This window comes from Wolbachia endosymbiont (group A) of Sturmia bella (assembly GCF_964030905.1).
Taxonomy (GTDB): Bacteria; Pseudomonadota; Alphaproteobacteria; order Rickettsiales; family Anaplasmataceae; genus Wolbachia; species Wolbachia pipientis.
The window spans coordinates 391101-412803 of sequence record NZ_OZ034988.1 but is presented as its reverse complement, the minus strand read 5'-3'; the positions used below and the strand labels follow the sequence as shown (position 1 = coordinate 412803).

Here is a 21703-nt window from a genome sequence, read left to right as displayed (position 1 = left end):
AAAAATTGAATATAAAAATTATTACTAATATGGTATAATTATTATGAAAAAGCGTGCTATGCTTTAACAATAAGCTAGTATATAAATATGGGGCTGTAAATCAAAAATTTTAGCAATCTAAAGAAATTTTACTATTACCTTCTATATTGAATTCTCTACGAAGATCAGCAGACAAGTTTATGCTTTCCCAAGAAAATCCACCGTCACTTTCTGACTCTTTACCAAAATGTCCATAACAGGCTGTACGTTTATATATAGGATGATTAAGCGATAAATGCTTGATTATGCCTTTTGTTGATAAATCTATATTATTCTCGATAAACTTTTTAATTACTCTTTCCTCTACCTTATTCGCACCAAATGTATCAATATAGAATGAAGTAGGTTTTGATACACCAATTGCATAAGAAAGCTGCACAAGACAACGTTCAGCCAAACCTGCAAAGACAATATTTTTAGCAAGATATCTTGCCATATAAGCCGCAGATCTATCAACTTTGGTTGCATCTTTTCCGGAAAACGCTCCTCCACCGTGTGGAATATAACCTCCATAAGTATCAACCATAATTTTTCGTCCGGTTAATCCACAATCACTAACCGGTCCACCAATAACAAACCTACCAGTTGGATTGACTAAGAGATTTTCCTCAGGACACATCCATCCTTCAGGTAAAGATGAAACTATGTAAGGGTAAATTATTTCTTTTACTTTTGATTGATCCAAATCCTCAGGGTGCTGTATTGAGACAATAATACTTTCAGCACGTACCGGGAGGTTATTCTCATATGCCAAAGTGATTTGTGACTTTGCATCTGGACCAAGTTTTGCTTCTTTAACTGCGCTCATGATATTTTTCAGAATCGAGTGTGCATAAAAAATGGGTGCCGGCATAAGGTTTTCTGTCTCTGTTGTTGCATAGCCATACATTATGCCCTGATCTCCAGCACCTTGATCCAACCCTATTGCAATGTCATTTGATTGCTCATGCAGCAATATATTTACTTTCACTTTTCTCCAGTGGAACCCATCGTGCTTGTAACCAATATCTTTTATTGTATTCCGTACAATACTTTCAATCCTGCTATTTTTGATGTTAGGCCCAAACACTTCCCCAGCTATAATAACGTTATCTTTGGTGACTAAAGTCTCTATTGCAGCTCGCGCAAAAGGATCAGTAAAAAGGTACTCATCAAGTATTGCATCTGAAATTTGATCTGCTACTTTATCTGGATGACCAGCCGCCACTGATTCACTGGTTACTAAATTTTTATATAAACTCATGTTTTTGCTTATACAATATCAAAACCGCTATAGAAAACACAGTTAGTAACTACTAAATGGTGGGTCTGGGAAGAGTTGAACCTCCGACCTCACGCTTATCAGGCGTGCGCTCTAACCACCTGAGCTACAGACCCCTGATTTATTCAAGCTGAAGCTTTCATATTATCTGTAGGCAAGATATCAATAAAAGTCTTTTTATTTGCTGATCTTCTAAAGCTGACCCAGCCTTCTATTTTAGCAAAAATCGTATGATCTTTACCTATACCAACATTCTTTCCAGGATGGAATTTTGTGCCTCTTTGGCGCACAATTATGTTACCAGGAATAACCTTCCCATTCTTCTTTATTCCTAACCTACGACCCGCTGAATCTCTACCATTACAGGAACTACCACCTGATTTTTTAGTTGCCATATCTTACCTCTTACTTTTGAAGACTAATTTCATTTATACGAAGAACAGTTATATACTGCCTATGACCAGTTTTCCTACGGTAATTTTTTCTTCTTTTCTTCTTAAAGATTATAATTTTTTCCCCCCTGCACTGCTCCAACACTTCAGCTTTAACAGTAGCATTAGATGAATAAGATAAGCCACTATTTGAAATACAAATCACCTTATTGATTTCCACCTCTTTTTTTTCTTCAGCTTCTAACTTCTCTACCTTTATTATACTACCTTCTTTTACTAAATATTGCTTTCCACCAGTCTCAATTACTGCAAACATGATAAATATAAATTATTGTTATTAACTTTAATCGTAAACGATGTCATATACGCTGTCAATATAAATAAAAAGCATGACTTAACGTTCTTTTTGAGCTACTAAAATACTTCTATCTGTTTTCATCTTTTATCTACCTTTTCTCAGACAGTAGACTTCTTGCATAACCTAAGCAGAAAAAAGGCAAATAGTTATTATAGCTCTAAGTTTACCGACACCGTCATGCAAGTAGCCCCTTCTCCTGTCATCCGAGTAGCTTGACACTGGTTCCTTTATGACGATGTCATCCAAGTGTCAGCTACTCGGATGACAAAAAAAGGAGCACTAGGATGACATCATCCTTTTTTGGGATTCCAGTGTCACGCACTGGGATGACAGCAGTCCTACGTCATACCGCCGCGAACCGTCATACCGCGATTCATTCGCGGTATCTCAGCAATAGATCCCGCTAACAAGCAGCGTGATGACGATTGTCGTTTAGCCATAAACATTAAGGAATTTACCAAATGAAAAAAAAGGCAAAAGAAACCCTAGTCATTGTCTATTTTCAGTATTGGCGTTTTTTAAGTCTTAAACACTGCAATTTAGCTGCTTTTAATTGCAACTAACCTACGCTGCAAATGTTTAAGAAATTTACTAAGCAGAAAAAAAGACAAAGGACCCCCGAGTTAGCTAGTCTTTTACTATCTCTGTCGAGTATTGGCATTTTTTGATGTCTTGTAACGCTTTATAAGCGCGTTCAGCTTATTTAGATAAAAATCTAGATGTAGATGAAGTTTTGTAAAGACATACAGTATCTATATACTGCAAAAAATTAAACATAAGACGCCGATACATTAAGTAATCCTTACCTTTTAATCTGCAGATTGGCGAAAGCAAATACAATAGCTTCACTGTTATGATAAGGGGGCTGGCGGAGTTTGTCAAGGAAGTTTTTTTGTTTCTATTCCCAATAAAAGTTTGTTATATGGTTATGCAAGAAGTCTAATATTAAAAATGACACAACAACATAATTAAATTAGACTACTTTATTCTCTTAGTTACTTGCTTTTCTCTTGCTATTGCAAGGCTTTTTTCTGGTACATCCTCAACTATAACACTACCTGCTGCAATTACAGATTCATCATGAATATTAAGCGGCGCAATTAGTGAGCTATTGGCGCCAACAAAGCAATTGCTCCCTATATTCGTTTCATGTTTATTTTTCCCATCATAATTACAAACAATAGTGCCTGCTCCTATATTACTCTCCTGCCCTACTTTAGCATTTCCTATATAACTTAAGTGTTTTATTCTAGTGTTTTGACCAACTTCACTTGTTTTCACTTCCACAAAATTTCCTATTTTTGCCTTATTACCAATTGTTGTGTTTCCGCGTATTCTGGTAAATGGACCGACCTCAGCATTACTTTTAATTAAGCAGTTTTCTAAATGCGAAAATGGCAGTATTTTCGCACCAGACTCTATTTTCACTCCAGTACCGAAAAAAACATATGGGTAAATAACTGAATCTCTGGCAATTTGCGTATCAAGAGAAAAGAAAACAGTCTCTGGTGCAACAAGCGTTACTCCGGAGTCGGTAAAAATTTTTCTTTTATTTTCTTGAAAGTAAAACTCAGCTTTTATAAGGTCATTTCTGTTATTTATTCCCGTTGCTTCTTCTCCACCGGTAATAACGTAACCGACATTTAAATTACTCTTCACTGCAATGGAAACTATATCGGTCAAGTAATATTCATGAGTTGAGCTATTGCACTCTATTTTCTCCACCAATTCACGTAAATTCTTTGCACATGCAACCATTATTCCAGCATTTGCAAGAAATTCTTCATGATTATTTTTATCACTCTTTGCTTCTACGATTTCTTTTAAGGAACCATTCTCAATAATTAACCTACCGTATTCTTTATTGCTTGTCCTAAAACCTAGGCAAACTAGAGCCTTGCCTTCTAAATAACTAATCATTTTAGTTATTGTGCTGCTTTTTATGAGCGGAGTATCCCCATACTGCACAACAACTATGCTTGAATCTGGCAATTCTCTTAGGTTTCTCATCGCAGTTTTGACCGCATCTCCCGTGCCAAGTGTTAATTCTTGTGTAATTAACTGTATATCCTTAAAACACTTTAGTCTTTCAATTAAAGGCTGATCAACTACAACAGCAATATTTTCAGGATTTAACTGTTTTGCATTGTAAATGACATGCTGGAGCATGGAAAAACTGCCTATTTTGTGTAGGACCTTAGGCAAATCTGAATTCATCCGCCTGCCATGCCCTGAAGCAAGTATAACGAACGTATGAGTTTTACTTATCACTTATCTTAAAGATGAAAAATGAAAACCGTAATGATCAAGCCAGCTGATTTTGTTGTCATAAAAGCTCCTCAAGTCGCTAATTTGATATTTTAGCATTGCAAGCCTTTCTATACCAATGCCAAACGCAAAACCGTTGTATTTAGTATAGTCTATTCCAACATTTTGAAATACATTTGGATGCGTCATACCGCATCCCAGTACTTCTATCCATTTACTACCTTTATAACTTATGTCCACTTCCGCAGAAGGCTCGGTAAAAGGGAAAAAACTATTACGAAAACGTATCTTCAGCCCTTTATCGCCAAAGAACTTATTAAGGAAGTGATGAATAGTAAATTTTAACTGGCCCATATTGACATTCTCATCGACATATAACCCCTCTATTTGATGGAACATAGGGGTGTGAGTTGCATCAAAGTCGTTTCTGTATACTCTACCTGCGGCTACTATTTTAATTGGGAATTTTTTTGTTTTTTCCATGGTTCTAATCTGTACAGATGAGGTGTGAGTGCGCAGTACCATTCTTTTATCATCTATTTTATTCTTTAAGTAGAAGGTATCTTGCTCCTCTCGTGCAGGATGATGACTTGGAGTATTCAGTGCATCAAATACATGAAATTCATCTTCAATGTCAGGGCCATCAACTGCCTTAAAACCCATATGTGCAAAAATAAGCTTTACTTCATTTAGAACCTTACTGAGTGGATGGACCTTGCCAATTTTTTCTGGCCTCGCAGACAACGTGATATCAACTGCCTCGTTCTGCAATTTAAAGTTAACTTCTTCGGCTTTTAGTATATTCTCCTTATTCATTATAAGCTGATCTAGCTTATTACGTAAAACGTTGATAACTTCGCCTAAATTGCGCTTTTTTCCTGCGTCTTCTATCTCTTTTAAGTTGTCAAAATAAGCTTTAATTACACCCTTTTTTCCCAAATATGATAACCTAACTTTTTCTAAATCTTGTAAAGAAGAAGCATTCTCAATTTCGGAAACTGCTTTATCTTCAAGTGAAAGTATGTCATCTAATAACTCTTTATTCATCTTAAAAACGCTGGCTTAAACTTTCATTATAGTGAAATTTTAAATATCATCAACAATCCGAAAAATTGCCCTATTCTGATTATTAATTTATTGACTGATTAATCTTTTTTATTTACCTTTGCGTTGATGAATTTGCTGTATCAACTATGCACAACAGTAATACTGAAACTAAGAATAAGTATAAAATAGAGGATTTACCTAAGCTCTTTAAGGAAAAATCCAGAAACATAAGTAAAGCATTTTCTAGCGAAACAATTAAGATCAGTACTATTCGCTCGAGAAGTATTGAAAGTAATATACAAGAATTTTCATTTGAGCTAACAGCAACAGATAAAGACACCTTTAATATAAGATTATTTCGAATAAACTCTTTAATTAATTTTTTCAAAATCTGCCTTTCCCGGGAAAAAAATTTTACAGCCAACATAAAAGTGCCCAAAGAAAGCAGTGAACTATATAATAACTACTGTAAAACTAACAGTTATAAAACTGTAGAAGAATTCGTAAATAGTGCTCCGCCTCAAATCCTTCTGCAGGGCACAACGATAACGCTACAAACAGACGTTGAAAACATTAACCTGGACAACTTGTACCAAATCGAGTTATTTCTAAATGAAAAGCTACAACATGCAGAAAAAACTGAAAATGAAGACAAAAAAGAACAGAGTGAAACTAACCAAAAAAATGCACAAAATAAACAAATCGTGCCAGTTACAGGCTCATTTGGCTTCGATGTAACAAATAATGGAAAACAAGTTACACGTGTTTCGATAGTAGTTGCTGCAATGCATGAAAACGTTTTCTGGTTTAGATCTTTTTTCTGTCTACCCAATTTTTTTAATACGTCACAATTCTTTTCCCAACAATTGCCAAAATTTTCTATACAGAGCAACAATATACCATTTGGTGTTATTCCAGCGTTTGACCAGGAAAAAAGAAACATGGATCCAAGTAGTCAAGCTACTCGGATGACAGGGGGTAGTATAGAAAATCCAATACCTCAAGAAGCAGAACAGAATGTAGGTCAAACTACTTCGCACACAGAGTATTTTAAGGCTAACAGAAAAAAGAAGTCAAAAAAGCAGACCAAAGAACTATCAGAGAAAGAAAAACCATTAGCCATAAAACAAGCACAAAATGATGCTAGAGTAGCTATGATAGATAACCAAATTGAGCACAGGGGGAAAAAACTCGATAAAATATTTATTGAAGTGATGAGTGGATACAAAAATCAAGATCCAGAAACATTTTGCAATATTTTCAGCTCAGTATTCAATATTGTTTACTTTCAAGATAAACAATTACATGCAATATTAGAGCCAGGCGAGATATCAGAAGTATTACAGATACTCGAAAGGCCACAACCTCTTAGTAACTCACTTTTAGGTAAAGAATATTTACAAAAACAAGTATATAGAAAAAAAGAGCAATTGCTTAAATTAGTTTCAGGTGTTTATATACAACAACCTTCTCCACAACATGAAAATACTCCTCATAAATCTACAAACCCTTTACCAATTAAAGATCTTTCACCAGCAACAAATGAAGCTAAAACTCTACCACCTACTAACATTACACTCAAATCATCATTAAAAACTGTATTTTCCTCAAAAAAGGCTTATTTTTGTCTATTTATAATAGTAGCATCTGCATCAACACTTTGCTTATGGCATTTTCCGTTAGGAAAAGTGTCAATGTTAAAAGGATTAGTGCCACCAGAAAAAAGAGAAAGTATTGGGCTAGCATTGAACATAGGGTTACCAATATTAACTGCATTATGTGTTCTGAGTTTGGCTTATTTCATATATTCTGAATATTCTATAGAATCTATTGAACAAGTAAGTGAAAACGATCCCCTTTCTCGCGCCTATAGCTAGTGCAGGCTCAGTTTTCCTACGTCATACCGTCACGGTATCTCTAGATCCCGCTAACACGTAGCGGGATGACGAATTTGTCGTTTTTTAAATTGTCGGTAAACCAGAATTACTTTAACTATAACAAAATAGAAATAAGTTGTTGTAAAAAATTTTTCATGGTAAAATTATTTATTTTCACCATATGTTTAAAGGAATTATCACGGATATCGGGACTATAACTGATACTACCACTCACTCCAACTCTGATCAAATTTTCCATATCAAGACACAAAATTTATCCTCTATAAATAAAGGAGATTCAATAGCTTGCTCTGGTGTGTGTTTAACTGTTGTTGATATAATGAGCGATACATTTACAGTCCAAGCATCTCAAGAAACTATGAAGGTTGCTAACTTAAATACGTGGAGAATAGGAAAAAAAATAAATCTCGAACAAGCAATGAGATTAAGCGATAAGATCGATGGCCACCTGGTTCAGGGTCATGTTGATGGGATAGTAAAATTTTTAACAATTAATCAAAATTTAGATTCTCATGAAATCAAACTATCGTGCCCACAAGAATTAATTAAATTTGTTGCAAAAAAAAGCTCCGTTACACTAGATGGGGTTTCCCTCACAGTGAATTCAGTTATTAATCAGGAATTTACAGTAAATATCACCCCCTATACATGGGAAAATACAACTTTTCAGTACAACAAAGTAAATGATTATTTGAATTTAGAAATTGACATGATCGCTAGGTATTTAGATCAATTGATGCAGCATAAATACAATTAATTTTACAACCTTGTTATTTACAACTATTATATCTTGAAAACCATATAGATATAAAACATGCTTTTCGATAGCCTAATTATCTTCATTGTTGTTCTATGCGTAATAATCTCGGTAACTAGAGGCTTTATAAAAGAGCTATGCGCACTAATGTTTCTATTTTTATCGGTCTTTCTGACAGCTAATCACTATGATTTTTTCGCTCCAAATTATAGTAAATATTTTGATTCTAAAGTTACACTAAACATACTTTCTACAATCTCTGTATTTATTATACTTAATCTTATATTCATGATAATAAATAACTGGCTAATGTACATATTATCACCCATAAGGTTGGGGTTTATCGATAGAGTTACTGGAATCTTTCTCGGAGTGCTTAAAGGAATATTGCTCTCTTATGTATTATTTTTTGCTGTGCACTTATATTGCTACACAGTATATGACAAAAAAGAGGGAGAGTATAAAATAGAAGCAGAAGACATATTGCCTAATTGGATAATAAATTCACACTCTTATCAGGCTTTATTTGTGACAGCAGAAGAAGTAATTGACATGTATGTACCAGAGTCGTTGATACTAAAAATAAAAGAGATCGGTGGAGAAATGGTTGATCAAGAAAAACCTAAAAACAATAAAAAAGAAGAGTAAATATTTATTTATAAATATTTTCATTGGGAGTATTCAAAAAGCCATATGTGTCAGGTTAAGAGCACAGAATTTTTTACTGGAAATATTAATTTTGTTTTAGCAATAAATCAACTTAAGGTCATAATATCTTGACATTTATTTAATGTTGCTATATAATAGCTATGTACATTTTGTGTACTATAGCAATAAAATTACCTTGTAATAGGTGTATTGGACCCGAGGGCAGTATTCGGCGTCTCCACCATGTTTTTTAATTTATATGGGGACGAATAAGGATCGACATGCATAGTAAAGATGGTAGCTTTGCTCGGTTAGACACCACCGCTAAGAGTTCATAATTTAAATGCAAACGATAATTTTGCTGCTGAAGACAATGTCGACGCAATAGCTGCTTAATTTAAGCACTATAACTTCATTGCTATAAGCACGGTTCAGGGAACGCCGGGTAACAGAAGTTCCCCAAAATTTACGTATGTGAAAGTTATATGGAGCAAACAGATTACAAAAAACTGCTTAATTCTGCTAAGTTTCAAGTTATCAAAAAGACTTTAGATGTTATATCAGGTAATGGTTTTATCCCTCACTTAGAAATATTATTTTTCACATATTTTAATGGTGTGACCATGCCAGATCGTTTGAAAAAGTCATACCCTACTCAAATGCTTATTATATTACAGCATCAATTCTATGATTTAAAAGTTTCTGAGGATAAATTTAGCGTCAGTTTGAGTTTTCAAGGAAAACAAGAGCGAATTACTATACCGTTTTTTGCTATTAGTGAGTTTCGTGATAAAATTTCAGGAGATGTTTTAATATTTGACAAAATCAGTATCGACTCTGATAAAGAATACAAAAGTGAAAAATGTACTGAAAAACTATCAAACGGTAGTATTATATCCATAGATCAACTGCGTGATGAGTAACTGCTCATCTTTATAAACAAAAAATATTAATAGAAAAAAGTGGTCTAACTTAAGTAATAGAATAGAGGGTAGATAAATATGCTAAATCTTTAATTATTCATTAACGCAGGTGGCAAAATTTTTCTTACATATCATCAACTTCCTTTATTGAAAAATTCAGAAAAATGTTGTATAATTATTAGTAGACTTTGGTAAAACATATGACAGATTCAGGAATTAGTATAACTTTTGACCCAAAAACTTCACATAACCTTACTAAGTTAGCTGAAATCACCAAGGAATCCGTTCAAGAACTAGCAAAAAGGTTAGTCATCGAAGGAATCGAGTGCGAAGTAGAAGATATTGCGTTATATAAAACTATTAAGGAATGTGAGGATGTAGACTGGAATACAGTACTATCTGAAAGGGAGAGGACATAAACTGAAATACGATATTGTCTACTCAAAAAACTTTACTGAAAGAGATTTTCTAAATCTTCCAAAAACAATAAGATCAAGGATTACAAAAGCGATAAACGAGCGGCTTACAACTGATCCAATTAAATTTGGTAAACCATTACGTGGCAGGCTAAAAGGGTATAGAAGAATAAGGGTTAGTGATTATCGAATTATTTATACTGTAAATATTGCAAAACATAAGGTATTTGTTGCTACAGCAGGACATAGAGACACCATTTATGAGAAGGCTACTTGATAAACATTAAATATATTTTTATACAGCCCTCCTTCCTTCCTTTATTGAAAAATTAAAAAAAATGTTGTAAAATAGCTATAGTAGTAGACTTTGGTAAAACTGATGGTAAATTCAAAAGTTAGTGTAACTTTCAACCCAGAAACTTCGCAGCATCTTGTTGAACTAGCTAGAGCCACCAAGCAGTCTGTTCAAAAATTAACAGAAAAGCTAGTCAAGGAAGCAATCGAACTTGAAGCGGAAGATATTGCATTTTCCAAAATTATTAGGGAGTTAAATTCTGATGATGCAGAAGAAGTAGAGGATAGTGAAGACATCTGGAAATAAGCAATACACCATTAAATATCTAAAGCATGTTCTTAAAAGAAATTTGCCTTCCTTGCCGGAAGATGTAAAGCCAAGTATTAAAGATGCAATAAAAGAGTATCTTGAGACTGATCCTATTGGTAACGGTGTGTTGCTACGCAAGAGATTAAAGGAACATAGAAGAATAAAAGTTGCTGATGATTATCGTATTGTCTACCGTGTAAATACTGTAAAACGTATAGTAATTATTGTTTCAATAGGACACAGGGACAATATTTACAAGCAGGCAATATTGGACCTACTGAAACATTAAATATATTTTTATACACCACTCCTTTCTTTATTGAAAAATTAAAAAAAATGTTGTATAATTATTAGTGGACTTTGGTAAAACATATGGCAAATTCAGGCATTAACATAGCTCTTAGCGAAGAAACTTTAAAGCATCTTGCTGAATTATCTGAATTTACTAAACAGCCCGTTCAAGAATTAGCAGGAAAACTATTTAGAGAAGCAGTTGAGCTTGAAATGGAGGATTTTTTAGTATCTAAAATTTCTGATGAGCGTGATGTTGAAGGTGCAGAAACAGTTGATTTTGAAGATATTAAGTGGGATTAGAGCGTTACAAGGTTAAGTCTCTAAAGAGTGTTGTTGAAAAAGATTTACCAAACCTTCCAAAGATAATAAGGCTAAGAGTTCAAAAGGCTATAAAAGAACGTCTTACAGTTGACCCAATAAATTTTGGTGAACCACTACATCATAACTTAAAAGGATGTAGAAGGCTAAGAGTTGGTGACTATCGTGTAATTTACAGAGTAAATCAATTAGATCATATAGTAACTATCACAGAGATAGGACATAGAGATGATATTTATAAGAAATAAATATCAACATTAATATATATTATACACCCCTCCTTCCTTGTCCATTCTCTACTTTAGGTGGCTTTGCGCAGCTCAAAAAATGAAGTTTTTTTTGGTTCAGCAAAAACAACATTTTGAGTTTGAAAAGGCTAAATACTTGTCTTTTATATAACTTTCGTGTAATAGATATGTATGCATCCAATCATATATCTACTCAATACGTTACTTGATCTTTATAGCTTCATTCTAATATGTTGGGTTGTCCTAAACTGGCTGGTTAAACTTAATATGGTGAACATATATAATGAAACTGTCAGTAGCATAATGCACATCTTGAACCAATTGACATATCCACCACTAAAGATTATTAGAAGATATATACCACCGTTCAACGGATTAGATTTATCTATAATGATATTGCTAATAACAATTCACTTTGTAAAATATACAGTAGCTTACTACTTTAGGTAGATGTTAAAAAAATATCTAAAATCAGCAATATATCTATCCCTTTTAATATATATATATATATCAGTTTTTAGCTATAACTATAAAGATCCTTCCTTAAACACAGCTACAAATGAGGAAGTGACAAATTTAGGTGGAATAGTAAGTTCATATTTAGCTGATATATTGGTTCAATTTCTTGGATTAACTAGTGTTACAATAGCTACAACCATAGTTTACTTGTTGATCTTCAGGCCATCAAAAAGGCTGCTAAAAATTCTCTATTTAATATTAATCAATTTAGGGATATGTGCTATACTACCACAACTTTCGCTAGGCATCACTGCAAGGTACAGACACAGTGGAATAATAGGGAATGCACTAATTAATAACTGCCCGTTTTATATATTTGTGATAGTAACATCAATAGGTCTTGTAGGATCTGTTGGTTGGAAGAGAACAATTTACTCTCTATTCTTCTTATGTAAAAAAATAGCTTGCTTATTTGTAAATGTTCCATTCTTCAGATCACATAAAACTACTGAGTATTCAATTGCACCATTAGTAGTAGAAGAAAAACATAGAACTAAAATCACTACTAAACAACAACCAAAAGAAAGACAGAAAAAAGCTACCGAGGAGGTTTTAAGTGAGTTTAAGTTTCCAAGTATCCATTTACTTTCTAAAGCAGAAGAGTCTTTGCAGAGAAAACAGCTAAATGAAATGGAGAGCAATAAAAATTTATCTCTGCTGGAACAAGTCCTGAGTGATTTTGGCGTGCAAGGAAAAATTATCAGTGTATGCTATGGGCCGGTTGTGACTTTGTACAAACTTGAACCACAAGCTGGCACGAAATCTGCAAGAGTAATTGGCCTTGCAGATGACATTGCACGTTCGATGAGTGCACTCTCTGCACGTATTTCAATAATTCGTGGGCAAAATGCTATGGGAATAGAGTTGCCGAACAAGGAACGGGAAATTGTAATGCTGCGTGATTTGCTTGAATCCCCAGAATACCAAAATGCAAACTTAAATCTCCCAATTGCGCTTGGCAAAGAAATAAGTGGAAAACCAGTTATTGCAGATCTAACTAAAATGCCCCACTTGCTCGTTGCTGGAACCACAGGGTCTGGTAAATCAGTTGCGATTAACACTATGATTCTTTCACTCGTTTATCGATTAAGTCCTGATGAATGTAAGATGATAATGATCGACCCAAAAATGCTTGAGCTTTCAATATATGATGCAATACCGCATCTAATAACGCCAGTGGTAACAGAGCCAAAAAAGGCTGTAGTCGCTCTTAAGTGGATAGTGAAAGAAATGGAAAATCGCTATCGCATGATGTCCTATTTAAATGTGCGCAATGTAATAAACTATAACCAAAGAATCACAGAAGCGATGAATAGTGGAATAGAATTGGAGCGCGTTGTGCAGATTGGCTTTAACTCAACAACAGGCAAACCTCTGTTTGAAAAAATACCAATCAAGATGGAAACATTTCCGTATATTGTAGTGATCGTGGATGAAATGGCAGATTTGATGCTTGTTGCCGGCAAAGAAATAGAGTGCTCTATTCAACGCTTAGCTCAGATGGCTCGTGCTGCAGGAATACACATCATAATGGCAACACAACGCCCATCTGTGGATGTGATCACAGGTGTGATAAAGGCGAACTTTCCAACGAGAATCAGTTTTGCTGTTACTTCTAAGATAGATAGCCGTACAATACTTGGCGAACAAGGGGCTGAACAATTGCTCGGCATGGGTGACATGCTCTATATGGCCTCTGGTGGTAAGATCATTCGAGTTCACGGCCCATTTGTAAGTGATAATGAGGTGCAAGATATAGTTGATCATCTGAAAATGCAAGGTGAGCCAAACTACATGGAGGAAATCACTAAAGAAGATGAAAATTCTTCTACAGAGTCACACGATGAAACGGAGGATGAAGAAAATGACCTCTATAACCAAGCAGTGGCCATCATTCAAAGAGATCAAAAAGTTTCAACCAGTTACATTCAAAGGCAGCTTAGAATAGGCTATAACAGAGCAGCAAACATCGTTGAAAGAATGGAAAAGGAAGGTATTGTCAGCGCTCCAAATTACTCAGGGAAAAGAGAGATATTGGTTGAATAACAATCTTGTAATACCTTAATTTAAGTTTTCGCACTTTCAAAAAGCAAGTCAAACGAAATTATTAAAAGATCAATACATAATGACAATTGATTTAATAATAATTTAAACATTTGGAATGTAAAATTATAATATATTAATTAACTAGGGGGTTAAAAATGGGTATAACTAAATGGGTACTTGGCTTTGATGAGTCAGATATAACAGCATTGCAGGAAAGTCAACAAATTGATGCTGAGCAGTTTGAAAAAGTTTTTGGTGCATTAAAAGAATGGCAAGAAGCTCAAAAGATAGATGCTAAACAGTTTGAAGAGGTATTTAGTGCATTAAAAGAATGGCAAGAAGCTCAAAAGATAGATGTTGAGCAGTTTGAAAAAGTTTTTAGTGCATTAGAAGACAAGATTGGTACTAAGCAGTTTCAAGCTATGCAAGAGCACTTAAACGGCCTGCAAGAAAAAGTGGAAACACTTGCAGAGGCAGTAGCAGATCAACAAAAAATAATGGCAATTTGTATCATAGTCAGTGCTGTTGCCGCAATAGCAATAACTAGTTTTGTTGCATTCTGTATCTATCAGGGAGTTAAGCTTGATAAAGAGAAAAAAAACGACTTATCTAAAGATACGCCAGACGCAAAACTTAATAATGTAGATACTACCGATGGTACTGAAAAACTACAGAATAACTTAAAAGTTGCAAACATATAGCTGCATAACACTTTTCTTGAAAAGGTGTTACGCAACTTGTAACACCTTACTCTTCTCTTAGTCTGCGTAGGTTTTTTTGATAGCAAACATATCACTTTTTAGAAAAATATTTGTATTGTAAAGTTAGTAAAGATTCTGGTTTACTTAAAGTTTGTTAATTGCTATCTTTTAAAATACGATATTTACTATAGCACCATATGCTTAGGGTTTTTTCTAAAATTTTATTTATATTAATGTTTTTGGTTTCTAGCTTTTTTACTGTGCATAGTGCTGAAGCTAAATCTAAGCTCAGTAAGAGATACATACCTCCTGGTAACCCTGGTGGTGCAAACTTTCATACAGATGAGGATTTTGCTGAGTCATATAAACTGTATGAGAAGCGTAGGGAATTGCTCAAGAAAAAAAAATTACAAGATCGAGCTATAAATAAAGAAGATCTAATCAAAAAATTAAAAGAGAAAAAAATTGCTAGTCTTGATAATGAGCCAAATGACATGGAAGCTTGCATAGTCGACGATGAGGAGAGCACTATGATAAATCAGCATGGTATTAATATCGCACGTTTAAGGGGTGCTGTATTTATAGATCAAGAGTCAGTTTTCCAGTATGAAAATAAGCAGCATGAAAGTGAACAACAAGAAGAGAAGAAAGTTACTTCAACACGAGAAAAGAAAGTTTCTCCTATAAATGTCACTATAAAAGAAACTCCATCAAGAAGAACGTGCTCACATGATTCTATTGCTAATTTGGATAACGTAGATGCTTATAGTTTGAATGGTTCAAGTTCATTTGGCAGTGTAGCTGACACAGTAAAATAGTATCACAATATTGGCCATTAATAATATGCTAGATAAAGACCTGATATTGAATGATAATACATATGAATTATCGCAGATTTCCAGGCACAAAACTCATGTTGTAGAAGTTGGAAAAGTAAAGATAGGCGGAAATAATCCTGTAGTTGTACAATCTATGGCGCTTGGCGTGCATATAGATGCTGATAATATAAAAAGTAGCGCAAAACATTATGCAAAAGAGATAACAGAACTAGCGCGTACAGGTTCAGAATTGGTGCGAATTGCCTTGAACTCAGAGGAGGTAGCAAGAGCAATACCTTATATAGTAGAAGAGATAAATAAAGAAGGTTTTGACGGTAAAATATTGGTAGGCTGCGGTCAATATGAGCTAGATAAATTAGTTCAAGATTATCCAGACAACATCAAAATGCTGGGTAAAATTAGAATCAATCCAGGCAATATAGGCTTTGGCGACAAACGTGATGAGAAGTTTGAAAGGGTGATAGAGTATGCAATAATGCACGATCTTCCGGTTAGAATTGGGGTAAATTGGGGTAGTCTTGATAAATACCTTTTGCAAAAATTGATGGATGAAAACTCTTCGCTTAGTAATTCAAGGCCTTCTGATGTTATACTGCGCAAAGCACTTGTAATGTCTGCTCTTGATAGTGCAAAAAAAGCTGAAGAAATTGGTCTAAATTCAAACAAAATAATCATTTCATGTAAAGTTAGCAAAGTACAAGATTTAATTTTAGTTTATATGGCACTTGCAAAATCTTCCAATTATGCGCTGCATTTGGGTTTAACTGAGGCTGGTATGGGCAATAAAGGTGTGGTAAATACCGCAGCAGGGCTTACTTATTTATTGCAAAATGGCATTGGAGATACAATACGGGCTTCTTTGACTCAACGTCCTGGTGAATCGCGTACTAATGAAGTGGTGGTGTGTCAGGAAATATTGCAGTCTATAGGCTTGCGACACTTTAACCCTCAGGTTAATTCATGTCCTGGTTGTGGGCGCACGAGTAGCGATCGTTTTCGTATATTAACTGAAGAGGTGAATGGCTATATAAAAACTCATATGCCGATGTGGAAGAAAAAAAATCCAGGTGTAGAGCATATGAACATTGCTGTTATGGGATGCATAGTAAATGGTCCTGGAGAAAGCAAACACGCAAATTTGGGAATCAGCTTACCTGGATATGGAGAAAAACCTGTTTCAGCAGTCTACAAAAACGGCAAATATTTCAAAACTTTACAAGGTGATAATGTCTCTGAAGAATTTAAGGCAATTATTGATAATTATGTGAAGAAGCATTACACGTAACCTTTCACGGTTAATTAATAGATAAATCGCAAATAAAAAAGAAAATTAAACCTTGTTTTTCTTTTTTCGTTGGGAATGTTCAAAAAAGTGTGTCAAACCGAAAAAAAAGTAATAAATTGATATAAAAAAAATGGAGGTTTGACTGACCTTACCCAGAAAAAGTGGAGAGAAAGTTTGGAATGTTTTTCACAAAGAGAATGATGAATCAAAATGCTCAGGAATGCAATAGTTAATAGTGACGTTGTTTGTTATAAAAAATTTCTATATATTCAAATATAGCAGTTTTGATATGCTGTTTAGAGTGCCGAGAGGTGTCTATTGGTAACTCCCTTTTTAGAGAACTGAAGAAGCTTTCCACAACAGAATTGTCGTAACAACAACCTTTATAACTCATCTATGTTTTTTATGGATAAGAGATATTGATAACCTTGCGAAGTATATTGTGAACCTTGATCACTATGTAATAGTAGATTTTTGGCAGGTTTACGCTTGTTAACGGCCATTAATAAAGAGTCCATAACCAATTGTTTATTTATTGAACTGCTCATTAACTACCATGCGTGAATATAGATCGATTATTGTTGCCAAATATAGCCATCCTTCTTTGGTTTTTATATAAGTAATCCCATACTTTATTTGGTTGATCGACAATAAAGTTTTGGTCTAATATATTGGGAGCTACTGTCCGTTTGTTGTTTCTTAATTTTAAATTTTCTTCTCAATATAGCCTGAATACCATTTTTCTGCATAATACTTTGCACTGTTTTTAAGTTGCAACTTTTACCCAAAGCCTTTAATTCAGCATGAATTTTAGGAGCTCCATATCTACATTTAGAAGCTTGATATATTTTTTGAATATCTGCTAATAACTCTTTATTTGCTGATTCTCTACTGCTTATTTTCCTTGTAGTCCACTTATAGTAGCCACTAGCAGAAAACCCTACATAATTCCTGCACTTTATAGTGTTTACTATGCTCTTTTATGAAAAAATATTTTACTCTTTTTGACTGGCCAGGGCTTTTTTTTAAATGTCTCTTTCCCTTGTTACTCTTGCTTTGTAAATCAAACCTCTCTTTGTCGTAAGGAGCCATGTTACCTCTACCTGGAAATGCATCTGCTGCCGACTTTTTTTCGTTGTGTTTCTTTATCCATTTTCCTAATAAACCACCCTTTATTCCTAAATCCTTTGCTATTTTTGTAATTGTTTGACCTGCCTTTCTTTGTTCATTTGCCAGTTTAACAGCTTCCAATTTGAATTCTGCCGTATATTCTCTTGCCATTTCTAATCCTCCAAAATTTTATTTTACCCGAAAAAACTCCTTTCTTTCTCTCCACTTTTTCTGGGTAAGGTCACTTGGCAACAGTTGCTCTACTTTCTCCTTCATCCAATGCTTCCTTTGCTTTTTTCCTTAAGTCGTAACTATACGCTTCTGGCATACAAACCCCTCTACCATAAATCCATTCTTACCTTATTGGGATTATTATGAGAAGAGCTATAACTCTATGGGAGGGAAGCAAAATCTGGGATTCGGCCTTAATGGCATTAGCGTTGCATCAGCTTCACCCTCCCTGTGAGGTATTTTAGCTCTAATGCCTCACATCATAAAGATACAAGTGTCAAGCTACTTGGATGACAGGAGAAGGTAGTGGGATGACACCCTGACAACCGTCATCCCGCTGCTTGTTAGCGGGATCTAGAGATACCGCGAATGAATCGCGGCATGACGTAGGACTGCTTTCATTCCAGTGCTTGACACTGGAATCCAGCCTTTCTGCAATCTCATCGAAAACGTTGTAACCACTTTCTATGCTAGTTTGCTTGTGAGCAACCTGGATTCCAGTGTCAAGCACTGGAATGACACCGTTATAAAGGAACCAGTGTCAGCTACTTGAATGACACAGTCTTTGCTTAAACCCGTAATGTTCGTACATTTTGCTAAAAGTTCAAATATCAACATCATGCACATTAAGTGCATTGCTATTAATAAAATCACGGCGTGGTTCAACTATATCACCCATTAATATTGAAAATATGGAATCAGCTTCTTCACAATCTTTTATTTCAACCTTTAATAAAGTTCTAGCCTCAGGATTTAACGTAGTATCCCATAGCTGATCAGCATTCATTTCACCAAGACCTTTAAATCTCTGCAGAGTTAAACCTTTTTTACCATAGTCCATTATTATTTTTGCAAGCGTACTTGGAGAAGTGATTCTTATTTCAGTTTCTTGTGACTTTAAAAATGAATCACCATTAAATAAATTACTTATACCATCAAGCAAACTTAATATGTTTCGCATATCTTTGCCTTCAAGCATACTAAGTGCAAATATATATTTGTCTGCCAATCCTTGAAACAATTTAGAGATATGAATTTCTTTTTCTTCATCTTTTATTTCCACTTCCCAAGTGTATTCGCTGTACATTAACTTCAAATACTTTAATATCTCATCAGCCGATGATAGAGCATTCTTTTTACTTAAAATTAGCAATGACTCTAAGAGATTTTGTGGTATTTCTCTATCATAATTTTTGCTAATATTAGAAGTGCTAACGCATTTATTCAAAATAAGGCGCAAGTTGTTAAATTCTGTAGCTGTACCACTTAGTGTTAATCTTTTAACTGCTGAGTTTATTATATACTCTTCAAAAGTTTCGTCATCTTTAATATAAGTGTCTTTGGCATTCTTTGTAACTTTATAGAGGGGTGGCTGTGCTATGTATAAGTAACCTTTTTCAATAACTTCACGCATATGTCTAAAAAAGAAAGTTAGAATCAAAGTTCTTATATGTGAACCATCAACATCTGCATCTGTCATGATGATAATTTTATGATATCTAGCTTTTTCAATATCGAAGTGTTCACTCCCTATTCCAGCACCAATTGCAGTAATTAAAGAGCCTATTTCTGCAGATGAAAAAATACGATCTAAACTTACACGTTCTACGTTTAGAATTTTTCCTCTTAAGGCAAGCACTGCTTGTGTTTTACGATTACGCCCCTGCTTTGCAGTACCACCTGCTGAATTACCCTCTACTATAAATAATTCCGATAACTCAGGAGCTTTTTCCTGACAATCAGCAAGCTTTCCTGGCAGAGTTGCAATATCAATATTGTTTTTGCTTTTAACTAGCTCGCGCGCTTTTCTTGCAGCTTCTCTTCCTTTTGCTGACCTGATTGCTCTTTCTACTATGCTTGCTGCCAATTTGGGATCAGTTTCAAGGATTGTGCTCAATTTATCAGAAACTATACTTTCTACAACTGCACGTGCTTCAGAACTAACTAGTTTATCTTTTGTTTGTGAAGAAAACTTAGGATCAGGCATCTTAAGAGATAAAACACAAGTTAAACCTTCTCTAACGTCCTCTCCAGTTAAATTTACTTTTGCTTTCTTTAAAAACCCTTCATTAGTTGCATAGGTATTGATACATCTAGTTAGTGCAGATCTAAATCCTGCCAAATGCGTACCACCATCTCGTTGCCGTATATTATTAGTGAAACACAACATATTCTCATAGTAGGAATCATTCCATTCCATCGATATTTCCAAGCTGATGCCAAGATCTTCTGCATCTCCTTTCATACTGGCAATTTTAGTTACATGTGTCTTATTCTTATCTAAATACTGCACAAAATTTGCTGTACCAAAATTGTCTTTAGATTGATTGCTCTGATTGAAATGAGATTCTGTATATGGTTCATTGCGCAGATCACGTAAAGTAATGTCGATATTTGAATTTAAAAATGCTAATTCTCTTATACGACTTTCAAGCGTTGAGTAACTGAAATTAATGCCATTAAAAGTCTCTGTTGATGGCATGAACGTGACTTTAGTTCCTCTTTTGTTTGTATTTTCGTTGACTACCTTTAAAGGTTCAATAGACTCACCATCTTCAAAACGCATAAAGTGTTCTTTCTTATTGCGCCAAATAATTAATTCCAACCAGCTTGATAATGCATTCACAACTGAGATTCCAACACCATGTAATCCCCCAGAAACTTTATAGGTATTGCTGTCAAATTTACCACCAGCATGGAGTTGAGTCATTATTACCTCTGCTGCTGATATTCCTTCTTCTTCATGAATGTCAGTTGGAATGCCACGACCATTGTCGGTTACTGATACTGAACCATCTTTATTTATGCTAACTTCAATTTTATCACAATACCCAGCTAAAGATTCATCTATTGCGTTATCAACAACCTCATATACCATGTGGTGCAAGCCAGATCCATCGTCAGTGTCACCAATGTACATACCTGGACGTTTCCTTACAGCATCAAGACCCCTTAAGATTTTTATTGCATCGGCATTATAACTATTTTCCATGGTATTGCTTCGTTTATGAATGTTAATTAATATTACATTCATATATGCTGATTAGCAACATTTTTAAACTGATAACCCATATTAAAAGCACAACTTTACGAATGTTTATTTTTGAAGACAGCAAATAGTGTCATTCCAATGTGTCTTCCATAACTGTACGAACATTCATTTTTGAAGGTAAATTGCACAACAGATGATGTCATTCCAGTGCTTGACACTGGAATGGCTTTGTTGCATCGCTAGCTATGATGGATTAAAGATAAAAAAGATGGAGAATATCAGTAGCTTATTATTCTGGTATTTATAACAAGAACGGTCAGTGAATACCTAAATTTGAGTAAAAGAAATTTCACTACCACTCACTAATCCGGCTAAAATTCAAGAATTTCAATGCTTTAGCTATTTTCAATAGAATTAAATTTATTAATGTAAATAATAAATTACTATTCTTAAATTTGATCAGATTGATTGCAAAAAAACAAGATTTTCAATGGGTTACTTATAATCCT

22 protein-coding genes, 1 tRNA gene, 1 other RNA gene and 1 pseudogene are annotated in these 21703 nt (G+C 34.5%); 16 read left to right on the top strand and 9 right to left on the bottom strand.

Going from position 1 to position 21703, the window contains the following annotated elements; all coding sequences use genetic code 11:
• Nucleotides 1-109: 109 nt before the first annotated feature.
• The 6 genes from metK to pheS form a co-directional block, all read right to left on the bottom strand.
• Entirely contained in the window at nt 110-1282 is a 1173-nt protein-coding gene (metK, locus tag ACQH3L_RS02030; RefSeq protein ID WP_182282475.1) for a methionine adenosyltransferase, read from the bottom strand.
• 57 nt (nt 1283-1339) lie between these two features.
• A tRNA-Ile gene (locus ACQH3L_RS02025) sits at nt 1340-1416 on the bottom strand.
• 9 nt (nt 1417-1425) lie between these two features.
• Nucleotides 1426-1695 (bottom strand): 50S ribosomal protein L27, encoded by a 270-nt coding sequence (rpmA, locus tag ACQH3L_RS02020; RefSeq protein WP_010082252.1) that lies wholly within the window; start codon nt 1693-1695, stop codon nt 1426-1428.
• Between the two features lie 10 nt (nt 1696-1705).
• Complete coding sequence (gene rplU / locus ACQH3L_RS02015) at nt 1706-2008, bottom strand: 50S ribosomal protein L21 (protein ID WP_010082251.1); 303 nt, start codon at nt 2006-2008, stop codon at nt 1706-1708.
• Nucleotides 2009-3028: 1020 nt separating this feature from the next.
• The gene (gene glmU / locus ACQH3L_RS02010; RefSeq protein WP_425384924.1) at nt 3029-4321 is read right to left on the bottom strand and encodes a bifunctional UDP-N-acetylglucosamine diphosphorylase/glucosamine-1-phosphate N-acetyltransferase GlmU; all 1293 of its coding nucleotides are present in this window, start codon (nt 4319-4321) and stop codon (nt 3029-3031) included.
• Nucleotides 4322-5365, bottom strand: coding sequence for a phenylalanine--tRNA ligase subunit alpha (gene pheS / locus ACQH3L_RS02005; protein WP_425384923.1), 1044 nt, complete (start codon nt 5363-5365; stop codon nt 4322-4324).
• Between the two features lie 146 nt (nt 5366-5511).
• On the opposite strand from pheS, the gene ACQH3L_RS02000 reads away from it, so the two are divergent.
• The 16 genes from ACQH3L_RS02000 (at nt 5512) to ispG (ending at nt 16861) form a co-directional block, all read left to right on the top strand.
• Nucleotides 5512-7242: a hypothetical protein gene (locus ACQH3L_RS02000; RefSeq protein ID WP_138264796.1), complete on the top strand. Its 1731-nt coding sequence runs from the start codon at nt 5512-5514 to the stop codon at nt 7240-7242.
• Between the two features lie 181 nt (nt 7243-7423).
• Nucleotides 7424-8020 (top strand): riboflavin synthase, encoded by a 597-nt coding sequence (locus ACQH3L_RS01995; RefSeq protein ID WP_010082169.1) that lies wholly within the window; start codon nt 7424-7426, stop codon nt 8018-8020.
• 57 nt (nt 8021-8077) lie between these two features.
• Entirely contained in the window at nt 8078-8668 is a 591-nt protein-coding gene (locus tag ACQH3L_RS01990) for a CvpA family protein (protein ID WP_010962383.1), read from the top strand.
• A 124-nt stretch (nt 8669-8792) separates the two neighbouring features.
• Nucleotides 8793-9132: a transfer-messenger RNA gene (gene ssrA / locus ACQH3L_RS01985) on the top strand.
• Between the two features lie 21 nt (nt 9133-9153).
• A complete protein-coding gene (locus tag ACQH3L_RS01980) occupies nt 9154-9591 on the top strand; it encodes a ClpXP protease specificity-enhancing factor SspB (RefSeq protein ID WP_006279412.1) in 438 nt (145 codons plus the stop codon).
• 200 nt (nt 9592-9791) lie between these two features.
• Nucleotides 9792-10010, top strand: a complete 219-nt coding sequence (locus ACQH3L_RS01975) for a hypothetical protein (protein WP_006279413.1) — start codon at nt 9792-9794, stop codon at nt 10008-10010.
• Entirely contained in the window at nt 9979-10284 is a 306-nt protein-coding gene (locus ACQH3L_RS01970) for a type II toxin-antitoxin system RelE family toxin (RefSeq protein WP_310732675.1), read from the top strand. The genes ACQH3L_RS01975 and ACQH3L_RS01970 overlap by 32 nt, the downstream gene beginning before the upstream one ends.
• A gap of 102 nt (nt 10285-10386) precedes the next feature.
• Nucleotides 10387-10608 (top strand): hypothetical protein, encoded by a 222-nt coding sequence (locus tag ACQH3L_RS01965; protein ID WP_095742622.1) that lies wholly within the window; start codon nt 10387-10389, stop codon nt 10606-10608.
• Nucleotides 10589-10900, top strand: coding sequence for a type II toxin-antitoxin system RelE family toxin (locus ACQH3L_RS01960; protein WP_010962380.1), 312 nt, complete (start codon nt 10589-10591; stop codon nt 10898-10900). The genes ACQH3L_RS01965 and ACQH3L_RS01960 overlap by 20 nt, the downstream gene beginning before the upstream one ends.
• Before the next feature lie 83 nt (nt 10901-10983).
• Complete coding sequence (locus ACQH3L_RS01955; protein WP_006279415.1) at nt 10984-11205, top strand: hypothetical protein; 222 nt, start codon at nt 10984-10986, stop codon at nt 11203-11205.
• Nucleotides 11196-11471, top strand: a complete 276-nt coding sequence (locus tag ACQH3L_RS01950; RefSeq protein WP_007550684.1) for a type II toxin-antitoxin system RelE family toxin — start codon at nt 11196-11198, stop codon at nt 11469-11471. The genes ACQH3L_RS01955 and ACQH3L_RS01950 overlap by 10 nt, the downstream gene beginning before the upstream one ends.
• A gap of 171 nt (nt 11472-11642) precedes the next feature.
• Nucleotides 11643-11921 carry a YggT family protein gene (locus ACQH3L_RS01945; RefSeq protein ID WP_006279515.1) on the top strand — a complete coding sequence of 93 codons (279 nt, stop codon included), beginning with the start codon at nt 11643-11645 and terminating at the stop codon, nt 11919-11921.
• Nucleotides 11922-14036, top strand: coding sequence for an FtsK/SpoIIIE family DNA translocase (locus ACQH3L_RS01940; protein ID WP_010962378.1), 2115 nt, complete (start codon nt 11922-11924; stop codon nt 14034-14036).
• 155 nt (nt 14037-14191) lie between these two features.
• Nucleotides 14192-14737: a hypothetical protein gene (locus tag ACQH3L_RS01935; protein ID WP_095742623.1), complete on the top strand. Its 546-nt coding sequence runs from the start codon at nt 14192-14194 to the stop codon at nt 14735-14737.
• Between the two features lie 197 nt (nt 14738-14934).
• Nucleotides 14935-15555 (top strand): TRP75-related protein, encoded by a 621-nt coding sequence (locus ACQH3L_RS01930; protein WP_070356736.1) that lies wholly within the window; start codon nt 14935-14937, stop codon nt 15553-15555.
• Nucleotides 15556-15580: 25 nt separating this feature from the next.
• Nucleotides 15581-16861, top strand: a complete 1281-nt coding sequence (ispG, locus tag ACQH3L_RS01925) for a flavodoxin-dependent (E)-4-hydroxy-3-methylbut-2-enyl-diphosphate synthase (RefSeq protein ID WP_070356735.1) — start codon at nt 15581-15583, stop codon at nt 16859-16861.
• Between the two features lie 186 nt (nt 16862-17047).
• Here ispG and ACQH3L_RS01920 read toward each other — a convergent pair.
• The 3 genes and pseudogenes from ACQH3L_RS01920 to gyrB form a co-directional block, all read right to left on the bottom strand.
• Nucleotides 17048-18142, bottom strand: a pseudogene (locus ACQH3L_RS01920) (IS3 family transposase).
• 337 nt (nt 18143-18479) lie between these two features.
• Entirely contained in the window at nt 18480-18713 is a 234-nt protein-coding gene (locus ACQH3L_RS01915; RefSeq protein WP_425384922.1) for a hypothetical protein, read from the bottom strand.
• Nucleotides 18714-18806: 93 nt separating this feature from the next.
• Entirely contained in the window at nt 18807-21194 is a 2388-nt protein-coding gene (gene gyrB / locus ACQH3L_RS01910) for a DNA topoisomerase (ATP-hydrolyzing) subunit B (RefSeq protein WP_425384921.1), read from the bottom strand.
• Nucleotides 21195-21703 lie beyond the last annotated feature (509 nt).

What these genes read in the sequence shown, in the direction of transcription:
- metK (WP_182282475.1), bottom strand. Translation starts at nt 1,282, where the DNA reads ATGAGTTTATATAAAAATTTAGTAACCAGTGAATCAGTGGCGGCTGGT.
- rpmA (WP_010082252.1), bottom strand. Translation starts at nt 1,695, where the DNA reads ATGGCAACTAAAAAATCAGGTGGTAGTTCCTGTAATGGTAGAGATTCA.
- rplU (WP_010082251.1), bottom strand. Translation starts at nt 2,008, where the DNA reads ATGTTTGCAGTAATTGAGACTGGTGGAAAGCAATATTTAGTAAAAGAA.
- pheS (WP_425384923.1), bottom strand. Translation starts at nt 5,365, where the DNA reads ATGAATAAAGAGTTATTAGATGACATACTTTCACTTGAAGATAAAGCA.
- ACQH3L_RS02000 (WP_138264796.1), top strand. Translation starts at nt 5,512, where the DNA reads ATGCACAACAGTAATACTGAAACTAAGAATAAGTATAAAATAGAGGAT.
- ACQH3L_RS01995 (WP_010082169.1), top strand. Translation starts at nt 7,424, where the DNA reads ATGTTTAAAGGAATTATCACGGATATCGGGACTATAACTGATACTACC.
- ACQH3L_RS01990 (WP_010962383.1), top strand. Translation starts at nt 8,078, where the DNA reads ATGCTTTTCGATAGCCTAATTATCTTCATTGTTGTTCTATGCGTAATA.
- ACQH3L_RS01980 (WP_006279412.1), top strand. Translation starts at nt 9,154, where the DNA reads ATGGAGCAAACAGATTACAAAAAACTGCTTAATTCTGCTAAGTTTCAA.
- ACQH3L_RS01975 (WP_006279413.1), top strand. Translation starts at nt 9,792, where the DNA reads ATGACAGATTCAGGAATTAGTATAACTTTTGACCCAAAAACTTCACAT.
- ACQH3L_RS01965 (WP_095742622.1), top strand. Translation starts at nt 10,387, where the DNA reads ATGGTAAATTCAAAAGTTAGTGTAACTTTCAACCCAGAAACTTCGCAG.
- ACQH3L_RS01955 (WP_006279415.1), top strand. Translation starts at nt 10,984, where the DNA reads ATGGCAAATTCAGGCATTAACATAGCTCTTAGCGAAGAAACTTTAAAG.
- ACQH3L_RS01945 (WP_006279515.1), top strand. Translation starts at nt 11,643, where the DNA reads ATGCATCCAATCATATATCTACTCAATACGTTACTTGATCTTTATAGC.
- ACQH3L_RS01940 (WP_010962378.1), top strand. Translation starts at nt 11,922, where the DNA reads ATGTTAAAAAAATATCTAAAATCAGCAATATATCTATCCCTTTTAATA.
- ACQH3L_RS01935 (WP_095742623.1), top strand. Translation starts at nt 14,192, where the DNA reads ATGGGTATAACTAAATGGGTACTTGGCTTTGATGAGTCAGATATAACA.
- ACQH3L_RS01930 (WP_070356736.1), top strand. Translation starts at nt 14,935, where the DNA reads ATGCTTAGGGTTTTTTCTAAAATTTTATTTATATTAATGTTTTTGGTT.
- ispG (WP_070356735.1), top strand. Translation starts at nt 15,581, where the DNA reads ATGCTAGATAAAGACCTGATATTGAATGATAATACATATGAATTATCG.
- gyrB (WP_425384921.1), bottom strand. Translation starts at nt 21,194, where the DNA reads ATGGAAAATAGTTATAATGCCGATGCAATAAAAATCTTAAGGGGTCTT.